We start from the raw sequence: 13,782 nt of genomic DNA, 5'->3' as shown, positions 1-13,782 counted from the left end.
AGATCATGCTCAAACAATAACCTAAAGCGCGATGATGATTCATCGCGCTTTAGGCCTATTTCGGAAACGGCTTGCTCAAAAACTTCGAGCCCCTGACGCCGTAGCGCCAAGGCAGCTCGACCGCCTTGGTGATGCCGATGCGGATGCCGGTTGCGACCTCGACATCCTCGGTTCGCGCATGCAGCGCGATGGGAGGCCGATCCAGCGGCAGGGCGTTGTGCGCGATGGTGATGCCGAGCGCCTCGGTCAGCTTGCCCGGGCCCGAGCACAGCGCATGCACGTCCTGCAGATGCCGGCGTCGGCGCATCGCAGCCAGGCCATGCGTCGGCTCCAGAGCACGGATCAGCACGGCGCTGGCCGAGCCTTCCTCCTCGCAGACGAAGTTCACGCACCAGTGGATGCCGTAGGAGCGGTAGACATAGGCAAAGCCAGGCGGGCCAAACATGACCTGGTTCCGCGGCGTCTGGCCATTGTAGGAGTGCGCCGCCGGGTCGGTATGGTGATAGGCCTCGACCTCGACGATGATCCCGCCGACGCCGTCGACGAGCATGGTGGCGCCGATCAGGTCGGGCGCGACCTCATGGACGCTGCGGCCGAAAAAGGTCCGCTTCAGCTGCTTGCCGAGCCGTGGTGTGGAAGGTTTCGAGATTGGAGCCATTCGAGGAGAATCGTCTGAGAACAGAGCAGGATATTGCCCATATCTGCCATGTTCCCTGAAGCGGGGCGAGCCGGGTTGCGATGCCAGGCCAGACCGACTAGGTAGGACCTGAACAGACCGGACACCCCATGGTCGTTATTGTCGATACCATCTCGAACCCGCTGCGCCCGCGCCACCCCGAAAAGGTGAACCGGCCCGATTCCGCTTCGCCGCCGAAGCCGGACTGGATCCGCGTGCGCGCGCCGAACACCCGCGGCTATGCCGACACCCGCAACATCGTGCGCGCCAACGGCCTGCACACGGTGTGCGAGGAGGCGGGCTGCCCGAACATCGGCGAGTGCTGGGACAAGAAGCACGCGACCTTCATGATCATGGGTGACACCTGCACCCGGGCCTGCGCCTTCTGCAACGTCAAGACCGGCCTGCCGAATGCACTGGATGCGGCCGAGCCGCAGAACGTCGCCGAGGCCGTGGCGAAGCTGGGCCTCGCCCACGTCGTCATCACCTCGGTCGATCGCGACGACCTCACTGACGGCGGCGCCGAGCATTTCGCAGAGACCATCCGCGCCATCAGGGCCGCGTGCCCCTCGACCACGATCGAGATCCTGACGCCCGACTTCCTGCGCAAGGAGGGGGCGCTGGAAATCGTCGTCGCGGCCAAGCCCGACGTGTTCAACCACAATCTCGAGACGGTGCCGTCGCGCTATCTCACGGTGCGGCCCGGCGCGCGCTACTTCCATTCGATCCGGCTGCTGCAGCGGGTCAAGGAGCTCGACCCCACCATCTTCACCAAGTCCGGCATCATGGTCGGCCTCGGCGAGGAGCGCCACGAGGTGCTCCAGGTGATGGACGATCTGCGCTCGGCCGACGTCGACTTCCTGACCATCGGGCAATACCTGCAGCCGACCCGCAAGCATCACGCGGTGATGCGCTACGTGCCGCCGGACGAGTTCGGTTCCTACGAGAAGGTCGCCTACACCAAGGGCTTTCTGATGGTGTCGGCGAGCCCGCTCACCCGTTCCTCGCATCATGCCGGCGAGGACTTTGCGAGACTGCAGGCCGCGCGGGCCGCGATTGCCCGTTGAACCGATATGCCCCGTTTTTCGAGCAAGCGCCGTGTCAATCACAGCGCATCCGAGATGTTCGATCTGGTCGCCGACGTCGAGCGCTACCCGGAATTCGTGCCGCTGTGCAGCGCGCTGAAGGTGCGGCAGCGGATGGCCAAGCCCGACGGCACCGAGGTGCTGGTTGCCGACATGACGGTGTCGTTCAAGCTGATCAAGGAAACCTTCACCAGCCGGGTGACGCTCGACCGCGCCAATCTGAAGATCCTGGTCGAATATCTGCAAGGTCCGTTCAGCAATCTGGAAAACCGCTGGACGTTCGAGCCTAAAGGCGAGGGCGTCTGCGACGTCGGTTTCTTCCTGTCTTACGAATTCAAGAGCCGCATGCTGGCGATGCTGATGGGCTCGATGTTCGACGCCGCCTTCGCGCGGTTCTCCGCCGCGTTCGAGAAACGGGCGGACGCGATCTACGGGCGGCCGAAGCTGGCCTCGACGTAGGTAACTCTCATGTCCCGGACGCGCTGCAACGCCCTTAGCGTTGCTGCGCAGAGCCGGGACCCACAGCGACAGACTCCTCACTCGATAGATGGGCCCCGGCTCTGCAGCGCACCGCTGAAGGAGCGCTGCGCTGCGTCCGGGGCACGAGATCTTTCTCAATCCACTGACGGTGATCCTGGGGTGTCGCTTCGCTCACCCGGGCTAGGCGACTGCGTTCCGCCTCCGCCGTCGCGGGGATCATTTCGCATCGCGGCGCGTTCTCAACCGACTGTCCGGGTTGGAGCCGCCATGACCATCAATTTCGACGCGCTGCAAGCTTCGCTTGTCCTGTATGGCCTGAACGCGATCTACGCGGTCCTGCTGCTCGCGGTCGGCTGGTATCTGTCCGGCGCGATGCAACGCTTCGTCACGCGCGTCCTCAGCGTCACGCATCGCGTCGACCCGCTGGTGACGCTGTTCGTGGGCAGCCTTGCGCGTTATGGCGTGCTCGCGGTCGTCGGCATCGCCGTGCTGCAGCTGTTCGGCATCCAGACGGCGAGTCTCGTTGCCGTGCTGGGTGCGACCTCGCTCGCCATTGGTCTTGCCTTGCAGGGCACGCTGTCCAATCTCGCCGCCGGCGTGATGCTGCTCTTGTTCCGGCCATTTCACATCGGCGACGATGTCGAGGTCGCCGGCAAGGCGGGCAAGGTGAGGTCGCTGTCGCTATTCATGACCGAGCTGGTCGCGCCCGACAACACGCAGATCCTGTTGCCGAATGGACAGGTCTGGGGCGCGGCCATCATCAACCACAGCGCCTATCCTGGCACGGGCGAGATCAAGGTGACGTTTCCGGTACCCGCCGGCGCCGCTCCGGCGCTGGCCGATCGCATCCTGAAGGAGCTTCGCAAGGATTCCCGCATCGACGATCAGGCGCAACCCGCCGTCTCCGTCAGCAAGGTCCTCGATGTCGCCAATCCCGCCGCGCCGATCCTGGAATTGACGGTTAGCGCCAAGGCGAAACCGTCTGAAGCTGGCGCGGTCAAGCAGTGCGTGCTCGATCATGCGAGCGCGCTGCTTGCCACGGCCGCCTGAGACGATTTATCCCCGCGGCGGACGCGGCGGCCTGCGTTTCACCACATGCCGGCGCGGCGAGCGGGTCACACGCGGGCGCAGGCGGCTTGCGGCGGCACGCTGCGGCTTGGCCGCGACTTGCGGGCCGCGGGCCAGATCCATCAGCATGCGCAAAGCCTCGACAACAGAACGGGCGCGCACCGCGCTGCGGCCGATGGCGCCGAAGCGGTGCTCGCGGTGGATGATGCGGCCGTCGCGCGCGGCGGCGGCGAAGTGCACGAGACCGACCGGCTTGCCGGGCGTGGCGCCGCCCGGGCCGGCGATGCCGGTAATGGCGACGGCGAGATCGACATCGGCGCGCTCAAGCGCACCGATTGCCATTGCGGTGGCGGTCTCCTTGCTCACGGCACCGAAATTGGCCAGCGTGCTCGCCTCGACGCCAAGCATCGCGCGCTTGGCCTCGTTGGAATAGGTGACGAAGCCGCGGTCAATGACGTCGGACGAGCCGGGAATGTCGGTCAGTGCGCCCGCAACCAGGCCGCCGGTGCAGGATTCAGCGGTCGCGATCGTCAGCTTGCGCATCCGGCACAGATCGAGCAGCGAGCGGGAGAGGGCGCGTGCGTCGCTGCCGCCCATGGCCTAGACGCCCCAGGGAAGGCGGATGGTGGCGCTCGCGGTCGCCGCGATGCCTTCCTCGCGGCCGGTGAAGCCGAGCCGCTCGCTGGTGGTCGCCTTCACTGCGATGCGCGAGATGTCGACGCCGGAGATCTCGGCGATGCGCGCGCGCATGGTGTCGCGCAACGGGCCGATCTTCGGCCGCTCGCAGATCAGCGTCACCTCGAGGTTGGCGACGCGGCCGCCGCGCGCTGCGACGCGCTCGATGGCATATTTCAGGAACTGGTCGGAGGAGGCGCCCTTCCACTTCGCATCGCTCGGCGGGAAGTGCGAGCCGATGTCGCCGTCGGCGAGAGCGCCGAGAATGGCGTCGACCAGCGCATGCAGGCCGACATCGCCGTCGGAATGAGCCAGGAAACCTTTGGTGTGCGGCACGCGCACGCCGCAGATCATGACATGGTCGCCTTCGCCGAAGGCGTGCACGTCGTAGCCGGTGCCGGTCCTGATGTCGCCGAGCTGGGCGGCCAGGCGCGCTTCCTCGCGCACGAAATCCTCGGGAGTTGTGAGCTTCATGTTGGCAACATCGCCTTCAAAGGTTGCAACCGTCAATCCCGCCCATTCGGCAATCGCGGCATCGTCGGTGAAATCCGAGCGTCCATCCCTTGCCGCGCGACGATGCGCCTCGAGGATGACGTCGAAACGAAAGGATTGCGGCGTCTGTGCGATCCGCAAGGAAGCGCGGTCCGGCGTGGCCTCGACGTTGCCGCTTTCGCCGGTGACCTTGATGGTGTCGGTGACGGCGACGGTGGGGATCGCAGCGCCGGCGCGGCTCGCCGCCTCGATCGCGCGCGAGATCACGCCTTCCGAGACGAAGGGGCGCGCGGCGTCGTGGATCAGCACGATGTCCGGATTGTGCTTGGCCAGCGCTTCGAGGCCGGCGAGCACCGAAGCCTGCCGCGTCGCGCCGCCATTGGTCGGTGGCTCGTGCCTGAGCCCTGCGACCGCTGCGGTGAACATGGCGCTGTCGTCGGGGTTCACCACCGGCTGCACCGCGAACACCTCAGCGTGACGGCTGAAGGCTTCCATGGCGCGGCGGATCACGGGCACGCCACCGATCTCGCGATATTGCTTCGGCCCACCGGCGCCGGCACGCAGTCCACGCCCGGCTGCGACGAGGACGACCGCGGTGCGCTGTGATTTCGCCATAGGACTCAAATACTCAGTTGCCAATAAGAGCAGGGGTGATTTGCCGGCATGCCTCTAGCACGGCAGGCCCGCAAAAAAAGGGGGGTTTCCCCGGATTGTGGGAAACAGCATTTTGCTGCACTGCACTTGAAAGATCTACAGAACTGTCTAAACTGTAGGCATGACGCTTGACTGCACAAGAATTGTGCGCAAGATAGATCATGGCAGGCGCGATGAGGCCCTGCCCAGTCAACGGGACCCCTGTGACCGGCTCGGCAGTATCAGGCTCTAAGCCGTTGAAAATAGGCGATATTGAAGTCGCCACCCCGGTCTTCCTGGCGCCGATGTCGGGTGTGACTGACTCGCCCGTCCGCCGGCTGGCCGCCGAGCTTGGGGCTGGTCTCGTCGTGTCCGAAATGACCGCGAGCGATGAGCTCGTCAATGGACACCGGATGTCCCGGTTGCGCTGCGAAGCCACCGGCATCGGCCCGCATGTGGTCCAACTCGCCGGCTGCGAGACGCATTGGATGGCCGAAGGCGCCCGGATCGCCGAAGCGGAAGGCGCCGATATCATCGACATCAACATGGGCTGTCCCGCCCGCCACGTCACCGGCGGCCAGTCCGGCTCGGCCTTGATGCGCGACCTCGACCATGCCGTCAGCCTGATCGAAGCGACGATCGCGGCGGTGAAGGTGCCGGTGACGCTGAAGATGCGCCTCGGCTGGGACGACCGCAGCCGCAACGCGCCCGAGCTGGCGCGGCGCGCGGAGGCCGCCGGGGTCAAGCTCGTCACCGTGCACGGCCGCACCCGCTGCCAGTTCTACAAGGGGGAGGCCGATTGGGATGCGATCCGCGCCGTGCGCGAGGCCATCTCGATTCCGCTCGTCGTCAACGGCGACATCACCTCCTACGAGAAGGCGCTGGCGGCATTGGACGCCTCGGGCGCCGACGCCGTGATGATCGGCCGCGGCGCGCAGGGCCAGCCCTGGCTGCCGGGCCAGATCGGCCGCCGCCTGCAGGGCGGAGCCGAGGAAGCCGTACCCTCGCTCCAGACGCAGCTGCATTATGTCCGCACACTCTATGACGGCGTTTGTGCGCTCTATGGCCTGCGCATCGGGCTGAGGCACGCCCGCAAGCATCTGGGTTGGGCGCTCGACGTCGCAGCGCAGGCGAGCCGTGCGCCGGCCGAGAAGCTGAAATCCTGGCGGCAGAAGATCCTGGTCTCGGAGGATCCGCGCCTCGTTCACGTTTCACTGCAAGACGCCTTCGACGACTTCGCATGGAGCGCTGCTGCATGAGTTCAGCCGCTGAACATCGTCGGCCGCTTCAGTCCGACAGCGACGCAATCCTGGATGCCTTGCCCAACCCCGTGCTCATGATCGGGCCCGACGGCAAGATCGTCGCCGCCAACATCGCCACCGAAGCCTTCTTCGAGATCTCGACGCAATTCCTGAAGCGGCAGTCGCTGAAGGAGCTGGTGCCGTTTGGAAGCCCTCTGTTGGCGCTGATCGACCAGGTGCGTTCCTCGAACGCGCCGGTCAACGAATACAAGGTCGATCTCGGCACGCCACGCATGGGCGGCGACCGCCAGGTCGACCTGCACGTGGCTCCACTCACCGAGCGGCCCGGCCATATCGTCGTGATGCTGCAGGAGCGCACCATCGCGGACAAGATGGATCGGCAGCTCACCCATCGCAGCGCCGCGCGCTCGGTGATAGCGCTAGCAGCAATGCTCGCTCATGAAATCAAGAATCCGCTTTCGGGCATTCGCGGCGCAGCGCAGCTGCTCGAGCAGCAGGCCTCGTCCGAGGACCGCATGCTGACGCGGCTGATCTGCGACGAGGCCGATCGCATCGTGACGCTGGTCGACCGCATGGAGGTGTTCGGCGACGAGCGCCCCGTGGTGCGCGGTCCCGTCAACATCCATTCGGTGCTCGACCACGTGAAGCGGCTGGCGCAGTCGGGCTTTGCCCGCAACATCCGTTTCATCGAGGACTACGACCCCTCGCTGCCGCCGGTCCTGGCGAACCAGGACCAGCTGATCCAGGTGTTCCTCAATCTCGTGAAGAACGCTGCCGAAGCGCTGATCGACGTGCCCGACGCCGAGATCCAGCTCACAACCGCGTTCCGCCCCGGCGTGCGCCTGTCAGTCCCCGGTCAAAAATCCCGGGTATCCCTTCCGCTCGAATTCTGCGTGAAGGACAACGGACCCGGCGTGCCCGACGATCTTCTGCCCAACCTGTTCGACCCCTTCGTGACCACCAAGCAGACCGGCTCGGGTCTCGGCCTTGCGCTGGTCGCCAAGATCGTCGGCGATCACGGGGGCATCATCGAATGCGAATCTCAGCCGCGCAAGACCACCTTCCGCGTGCTGATGCCGATGTATTCCACATCGGTCAAACACGCCGATCAAAGCAGTCGCGACGGCTCTGCCGGGAAGTCGTCGCCTGCGTCACAGGGGGCAAAATGAGGATCAACAATGCCCGCAGGTAGCATTCTCGTAGCCGATGACGATACCGCCATCCGCACCGTTCTCAATCAGGCACTGTCCCGCGCCGGTTACGAAGTGCGGCTGACCGGCAATGCCGCAACGCTATGGCGCTGGGTCAGCCAGGGCGAGGGCGATCTCGTCATCACCGACGTGGTGATGCCCGACGAAAACGCGTTCGACCTGTTGCCGCGGATCAAGAAGATGCGGCCGAACCTGCCCGTCATCGTCATGAGCGCGCAGAACACCTTCATGACGGCGATCCGTGCGTCCGAGCGGGGGGCCTACGAATATCTGCCGAAGCCGTTCGACCTCAAGGAGCTGATCGCGATCGTCGGCCGCGCGCTCGCCGAGCCGAAGGAGCGGACCTCGACGCCGGATGAGGACGCCGAGATGGAGGCGATCCCGCTGGTCGGCCGCTCGCCGGCGATGCAGGAAATCTATCGCGTGCTGGCGCGCCTGATGCAGACCGACCTCACCGTGATGATCACGGGCGAGTCCGGAACCGGCAAGGAGCTGGTGGCGCGCGCGCTGCACGATTACGGCAAGCGCCGCAACGGCCCCTTCGTCGCGGTCAACATGGCGGCGATCCCGCGCGACCTCATCGAGTCCGAATTGTTCGGCCACGAGCGCGGTGCCTTCACCGGCGCCAACACCCGCGCCTCCGGCCGGTTCGAGCAGGCCGAAGGCGGCACGCTGTTCCTGGATGAGATCGGCGACATGCCGATGGAGGCGCAGACCCGCCTGCTGCGTGTGTTGCAGCAGGGCGAATACACCACGGTTGGCGGCCGCACCCCGATCAAGACCGACGTGCGCATCGTTGCGGCCTCCAACAAGGACCTGCGCGTGCTCATTCAGCAGGGCCTGTTCCGCGAAGACCTGTTCTTCCGCCTCAACGTCGTTCCGCTGCGGCTGCCGCCGTTGCGCGAGCGCATCGAGGACCTGCCGGATCTCGTGCGGCACTTCTTCACACTGGCCGAGAAGGACGGCTTGCCGCCGAAGAAGCTCGACACGCTGGCGCTGGAGCGGCTGAAGCAGCACCGCTGGCCCGGCAACGTGCGCGAGCTCGAGAACCTCGCCCGGCGCCTCGCCGCGCTCTATCCCCAGGACGTGATCACGTCCTCCGTCATCGACGGCGAGCTCGCGCCCCCCTCGGTCAGCCCGGGGGCTGCGGTCCAGCAGGGCGTCGACAATCTCGGCGGCGCCGTGGAGGCGTATCTGTCCTCGCACTTCCAGGGCTTCCCGAACGGCGTGCCGCCGCCCGGCCTCTATCACCGCATCCTCAAGGAGATCGAGGTGCCGCTGCTCACGGCCGCGCTCGCCGCCACCCGTGGCAACCAGATCCGCGCCGCGGACCTGCTCGGCCTCAACCGCAACACGCTGCGGAAGAAGATCCGGGATCTCGACATCCAGGTGTATCGGAGCGGGGGCTAGTCTCTCGACGCGGCCGGTGGCTCAGCTCCCCCTACCAAGGCAGAGCTGAGCCTGTCCGGATCGCGCTGGCCGTTGTGGCTGACGCGGTGAGCACAAGTCCTGACGGGACTCTAATGTTCCGCCCGCACATTCAAATTGGTCGTCGGCCGCAGCGCGGCCATTGCGCCTATCTGACCAGTCCGCCGGATGCTGGCACCACGCTCGCGACATTCAGCGGCGGCTGCTGAAGGCCGAGGCCGTTGACCAGGAGGTCGGCGGCCACGATCAGCAGCAGAACGGCCGAAACCATCGTCGCGAGAAAGATCCTATCCATGCGGATTAAGCCGGGACGGCGGGAATCCGTTCCGCCCAGGCGGCATGTGCCTGTGGATTGCGCGGGTCCGCCAGGGCGAACACGCCGCGGAATTGTCGCAATTCGGCAACAATGTGGTACGAATACATCAGTATCCGCCCGTCCGCGGACCCGTTTTCAGCATCATTGCCGGAATGACCAGCGCAGATACCTCGGCCGCACACTTTGACACGGCCACAGCGGAAGAGCCCCGGCGTTGGTCGGTGCGACGCTGGCTGGCACCCTTTGCCGTCGCGCTGGCGCTGTTGTCGGCCTTCCTGACCTTCCTGGTCCTGACGGGTCTGAGCACGATCGAGCCGACGCCCGCGGTGGTCCGCACATTCTATCTGATCAATGCCGCCACGATCCTGCTGCTGGTCGGGATCATCATCCGGGAACTCTGGCAGCTGATCCTGGCGCGGCGGCGGGGCAGGGCGGCGGCGCGTCTCCACGTCCAGATCGTCAGCCTGTTCTCGATCGTGGCGGTGCTGCCGGCGGTGCTGGTCGCCGTCGTTGCCAACGTCACCATCGAGCGCGGCCTCGACCGGTTGTTCTCCGGGCCGACCAAGGAGGTGATCCAGAACTCGCTGACGATCGCGCGGGCCTATATGCAGGACCATGCCCAGCTGATCCGCGGCGACATTCTCGGCATGGCCAACGACATCGCCCATGCCCGGCCGCTCTACGACCAGGACCGCCGCTCGTTCCGCGAGATGCTGACGGCGAGCGCCGCGTCGCGCAACCTGCCGGGCGCGATGATCATCGACAAGAACACCAACATCCTGGAATCCGCCGACACCGGCATGCGGCTCGCTTATTCGCCGCCCGCGCCGGACTTTCTCAGCAACGTCAACGAGAACGAGCCCGAGATCGCGGTCCTTCCCGATGCGAGCTTCGTTGCCGCGGTGATCCGCCTGCGCGCCTTCAACGACACCTTCCTCTATGTCGCCAGGCCGCTTGATCCGAATGTCGTCAATCAGCTCAAGCAGACCGAGGTCAGCGTCGCCGAATACGCCCAGATCGAATCGCGCAGGCTCGGTATCCAGGTCGCTTTCGCGCTGATGTTCGCGGTGATCGCGCTGACCATCCTCATGGCTTCGGTGCTGATCGGTCTCAACTTCGCCAACTCGCTGGTCTCGCCGATCCGGCGACTGATGAACGCGGCACATACAGTTTCGACCGGCGACCTGCACGTCCAGGTGCCCGTGCACCAGTCGGAGGGCGATCTCGCCCAGCTGGGCGAGACCTTCAACAAGATGACGCAGGAATTGCGCAGCCAGCGCGACGAGCTGGTCAATGCCAGCGACCTCATCGACAGCCGCCGCCGCTTCATCGAGGCGGTGCTGTCGTCCGCGAGCGCGGGCATCATCGGCGTCGACGCGTCCGGCAGCGTCGGCATCCTCAACCGCTCCGCAGAGAAACTGATCGGGCACTCCGAAGCCGAGACGCTCGGCCATCCGCTCTCCGACGTGCTGCCCGAACTCGACGAGATGATGAAGACGGCGCGGGAAGGGACCCAGCGCCTGGTGCAGGGCCAGATCACGATCACCCGTGACGGCACCGAGCGCAACCTGTCGGTCCGCGTCAGCGCCGAGAAGAACCAGCCGCATGACAGCTACATCATCACGCTCGACGACATCACCGAGCTGGTCTCGGCGCAGCGTACCTCGGCCTGGGGCGACGTGGCGCGCCGCATCGCGCATGAGATCAAGAACCCGCTGACGCCGATCCAGCTCTCGGCCGAGCGCATCCGCCGCAAGTTCGGCAAGGACATCACCGAGACCAAGGACAAGCAGATCTTCGACCAATGCACCGACACCATCGTCCGCCAGGTCGACGACATCAGGCGCATGGTCGACGAGTTCTCGCGCTTTGCGCGGATGCCCAAGCCCGTGATGGAAGGCGAGGACGTCGCCGACACGGTGCGCCAGGCCGTGTTCCTGATGAAGGTCGCCCATCCCGAAATCGACATCGAGGCCGAGTTCAAGCAGGATCCGCTGCGCGCCCAGTTCGACCGGCGCCTGATCTCGCAGGCTGTCACCAACATCGTCAAGAACGCCACCGAGGCGATCGAGCAGGTCCCGCCCGAGGAGCTCGGCAAGGGGCGTATCGACGTCGTGGTGTCGCGCGAGGGCGACGACGTGCTGATCGACGTCATCGACAACGGCATCGGCCTGCCCAAGGTCGCGCGCTCGCGTCTGCTCGAGCCCTACGTTACCACGCGTGCCAAGGGCACCGGGCTGGGGCTTGCGATCGTCGGGCGCGTGCTGGAAGACCATGGCGGGCGGATCGAGCTGAAGGACGCCTCGGACTTCCGTGCCGGCCAGCGCGGCGCCTGGATGCGCATGCGCTTTGCCGTGTCGGGGCAACCCGCGAAGTCCGCGAGAACGGAGCAAGTGCCGGCGGTCAACGGCGCGACCGGGACAACCTCCAAGCCCGACATCACGCAAACGGCGACGGAATCCATCGAGACCCAGGCAACAAAAGAGCCGGCCGCCGGAACCAAAGAGCCGGCTGAAAAGACCAATGATTCAACCAAAATCGAAGCCTCAACAGGCAGCTGACAAGACAGGCGCGATCCATGGCAAGTGAAATTCTGATTGTCGATGACGAGGCCGATATTCGCGATCTCGTTGCGGGCATTCTCGAAGACGAGGGGTTCGTCACCAGGACCGCACGTGACAGCGACACGGCGCTCGCCGAGATTGCCAATCGTCGGCCGCATCTGGTGTTTCTCGACATCTGGCTGCAAGGCTCCAAGCTCGACGGCCTGCAGCTCCTGGAGCAGGTCAAGAAGGACAATGCCGATCTGCCCGTCGTGATGATCTCCGGCCACGGCAACATCGAGACCGCAGTCGCCGCGATCAAGCGCGGCGCCTATGACTTCATCGAGAAGCCGTTCAAGGCCGACCGCCTCATCCTGGTCGCGACCAGAGCGCTGGAGAACTCGCGGCTCAAGCGCGAGGTCAAGGAGCTGAAGCAGCTCGCCCCGAGCGCCAGCCAGCTCGTCGGCCGCTCGCCCAGCATGAACCAGCTGCGCCAGACCATCGAGCGGGCGGCCAAGGCCAACAGCCGTATCCTGATCGTCGGCCCCGCCGGCGCCGGCAAGGAGCTGACCGCGCGCACGCTGCATACCGCTTCGGGCCGCGCCGACGGTCCGTTCGTCGTCATCAACGCCGCCGCGATCACGCCCGAGCGAATGGAGCATGAGCTGTTCGGCGTCGAGCAGTCCAACGGCGAGCAGCCGCGCAAGCCCGGCGCGCTCGAAGAGGCGCATGGCGGCACGCTGTTCATCGACGAGATCGCGGACATGCCGCGCGAGACCCAGAACAAGATCCTGCGCGTGCTGGTGGAGCAGTCGTTCCAGCGCGTCGGCGGCACCGCCAAGGTGCAGGTCGACGTGCGCATCATCTCATCGACCGCACGCAATCTCGAAGAGGAGATCGCGGCCGGCCGTTTCCGCGAGGACCTCTACCACCGGCTCTCGGTGGTGCCGATCCGCGTGCCCGCACTGTCGGAGCGGCGCGAGGACATTCCGGAACTGATCGACTATTTCATGGAGCAGATCTCGGCCGGCAGCGGCCTGCCCAAGCGCCAGATCGGTCAGGACGCGATGGCGGTGCTGCAATCGCATGTCTGGCCCGGCAATGTGCGCCAGCTCCGCAACAACGTCGAAAGAGTCATGATTCTGGCGGCCGGAGGGCCGGAGGTCATCATCACGGCCGACATGCTGCCGCAGGATGTCGGCTCGATGGTGCCGGCGATGCCGACCAGCAACAATGGCGAGCACATCATGGGCCTGCCGCTGCGCGAAGCCCGCGAGGTGTTCGAGCGCGACTATTTGATTGCACAGATCAGCCGTTTCTCAGGAAATATTTCTCGAACGGCCGAGTTCGTTGGCATGGAACGCTCGGCCTTGCACCGGAAGTTGAAAGCACTCGGCGTCGGCTAATGCTGCGACGCTGCGGCGGCATCTCGGGAATAGGCAAAGAAAATCATCGATTTCCGTAGTTTTTCGGGGCAATAGGGCCACGCCTGCCGCTTGAAGCGGCTTGCCTAATATCCCGACCTGTCCTCTAATCCAACCGCTGTTCCTTCCGAGGGGGATCTCATGAAGGACGGCAACCGGAGGAGGCCCCGAACTCCACAAAGAGGGCCGCATCCGGCGCAATAAAAAGAAACTCAAAGCGAGAAAAAAACAATGGCGGCAGACCGCGCACAAAACCTACAGGACACCTTCCTTAATCACGTTCGCAAAACCAAGACGCCACTGACGATCTTTCTGGTCAACGGAGTGAAGCTCCAGGGCATCGTGACCTGGTTCGACAATTTCTGTTTGCTGCTTCGGCGCGACGGTCATTCGCAGCTGGTCTACAAGCATGCGATCTCGACCATCATGCCGGGCGCTCCGATTCAGTTGTTCGAAGGCGGCGAGGACCAGCCGGCTTGAGAGTGACCT

13 protein-coding genes are annotated in these 13,782 nt (G+C 65.3%); 9 read left to right on the top strand and 4 right to left on the bottom strand.

What is annotated here, in order from left to right; genetic code table 11:
- Positions 1-55: 55 nt before the first annotated feature.
- Complete coding sequence (locus tag ABIA40_RS11790; protein WP_271542187.1) at positions 56-658, bottom strand: DNA-3-methyladenine glycosylase; 603 nt, start codon at positions 656-658, stop codon at positions 56-58.
- A gap of 128 nt (positions 659-786) precedes the next feature.
- On the opposite strand from ABIA40_RS11790, the gene lipA reads away from it, so the two are divergent.
- From lipA to ABIA40_RS11775, 3 genes are all read left to right on the top strand, one after another.
- Positions 787-1,743, top strand: coding sequence for a lipoyl synthase (lipA, locus tag ABIA40_RS11785; protein WP_157284378.1), 957 nt, complete (start codon positions 787-789; stop codon positions 1,741-1,743).
- Between the two features lie 6 nt (positions 1,744-1,749).
- Entirely contained in the window at positions 1,750-2,220 is a 471-nt protein-coding gene (locus ABIA40_RS11780; RefSeq protein WP_157284379.1) for a type II toxin-antitoxin system RatA family toxin, read from the top strand.
- A 288-nt stretch (positions 2,221-2,508) separates the two neighbouring features.
- A complete protein-coding gene (locus ABIA40_RS11775) occupies positions 2,509-3,291 on the top strand; it encodes a mechanosensitive ion channel family protein (protein ID WP_404541139.1) in 783 nt (260 codons plus the stop codon).
- A 6-nt stretch (positions 3,292-3,297) separates the two neighbouring features.
- Here ABIA40_RS11775 and ABIA40_RS11770 read toward each other — a convergent pair whose 3' ends face one another.
- The gene (locus ABIA40_RS11770; protein WP_271542188.1) at positions 3,298-3,906 is read right to left on the bottom strand and encodes a CinA family protein; all 609 of its coding nucleotides are present in this window, start codon (positions 3,904-3,906) and stop codon (positions 3,298-3,300) included.
- A 3-nt stretch (positions 3,907-3,909) separates the two neighbouring features.
- Entirely contained in the window at positions 3,910-5,091 is a 1,182-nt protein-coding gene (locus ABIA40_RS11765) for a bifunctional 2-C-methyl-D-erythritol 4-phosphate cytidylyltransferase/2-C-methyl-D-erythritol 2,4-cyclodiphosphate synthase (protein WP_271542189.1), read from the bottom strand.
- 275 nt (positions 5,092-5,366) lie between these two features.
- Here ABIA40_RS11765 and dusB point away from each other — a divergent pair, with 275 nt between their 5' ends.
- From dusB to ntrC, 3 genes are read left to right on the top strand one after another with little or no spacing between them, the layout of a single operon-like run.
- Positions 5,367-6,368: a tRNA dihydrouridine synthase DusB gene (gene dusB / locus ABIA40_RS11760; protein ID WP_271542190.1), complete on the top strand. Its 1,002-nt coding sequence runs from the start codon at positions 5,367-5,369 to the stop codon at positions 6,366-6,368.
- Positions 6,365-7,540 carry a nitrogen regulation protein NR(II) gene (locus ABIA40_RS11755; protein ID WP_128261689.1) on the top strand — a complete coding sequence of 392 codons (1,176 nt, stop codon included), beginning with the start codon at positions 6,365-6,367 and terminating at the stop codon, positions 7,538-7,540. The genes dusB and ABIA40_RS11755 overlap by 4 nt, the downstream gene beginning before the upstream one ends.
- 9 nt (positions 7,541-7,549) lie before the next feature.
- Entirely contained in the window at positions 7,550-8,992 is a 1,443-nt protein-coding gene (gene ntrC / locus ABIA40_RS11750) for a nitrogen regulation protein NR(I) (protein ID WP_128261688.1), read from the top strand.
- Positions 8,993-9,158: 166 nt separating this feature from the next.
- Here the strand turns inward: ntrC and ABIA40_RS11745 are convergent, their stop codons facing one another.
- On the bottom strand, positions 9,159-9,305 hold the full coding sequence (locus tag ABIA40_RS11745) for a hypothetical protein (protein WP_167361662.1): 147 nt from the start codon (positions 9,303-9,305) through the stop codon (positions 9,159-9,161).
- Positions 9,306-9,478: 173 nt separating this feature from the next.
- Between ABIA40_RS11745 and ABIA40_RS11740 the strand changes: the two genes are divergently transcribed.
- The 3 genes from ABIA40_RS11740 to hfq all read left to right on the top strand — a co-directional run bounded on the left by ABIA40_RS11740 (position 9,479) and on the right by hfq (position 13,773).
- Positions 9,479-11,887 (top strand): PAS domain-containing sensor histidine kinase, encoded by a 2,409-nt coding sequence (locus tag ABIA40_RS11740; RefSeq protein WP_271542191.1) that lies wholly within the window; start codon positions 9,479-9,481, stop codon positions 11,885-11,887.
- Positions 11,888-11,904: 17 nt separating this feature from the next.
- Positions 11,905-13,275 carry a sigma-54 dependent transcriptional regulator gene (locus ABIA40_RS11735; protein ID WP_036039494.1) on the top strand — a complete coding sequence of 457 codons (1,371 nt, stop codon included), beginning with the start codon at positions 11,905-11,907 and terminating at the stop codon, positions 13,273-13,275.
- Positions 13,276-13,524: 249 nt separating this feature from the next.
- Positions 13,525-13,773: an RNA chaperone Hfq gene (gene hfq / locus ABIA40_RS11730; protein ID WP_007591126.1), complete on the top strand. Its 249-nt coding sequence runs from the start codon at positions 13,525-13,527 to the stop codon at positions 13,771-13,773.
- Positions 13,774-13,782: the final 9 nt, after the last annotated feature.

The sequence above is a fragment of the Bradyrhizobium sp. USDA 223 genome, from assembly GCF_044909005.1.
In the GTDB taxonomy this organism is placed as follows: domain Bacteria; phylum Pseudomonadota; class Alphaproteobacteria; order Rhizobiales; family Xanthobacteraceae; genus Bradyrhizobium; species Bradyrhizobium yuanmingense.
The sequence above is the reverse complement of the archived record's forward strand: the minus strand, read 5'-3'. Positions and strand labels throughout refer to the sequence as shown.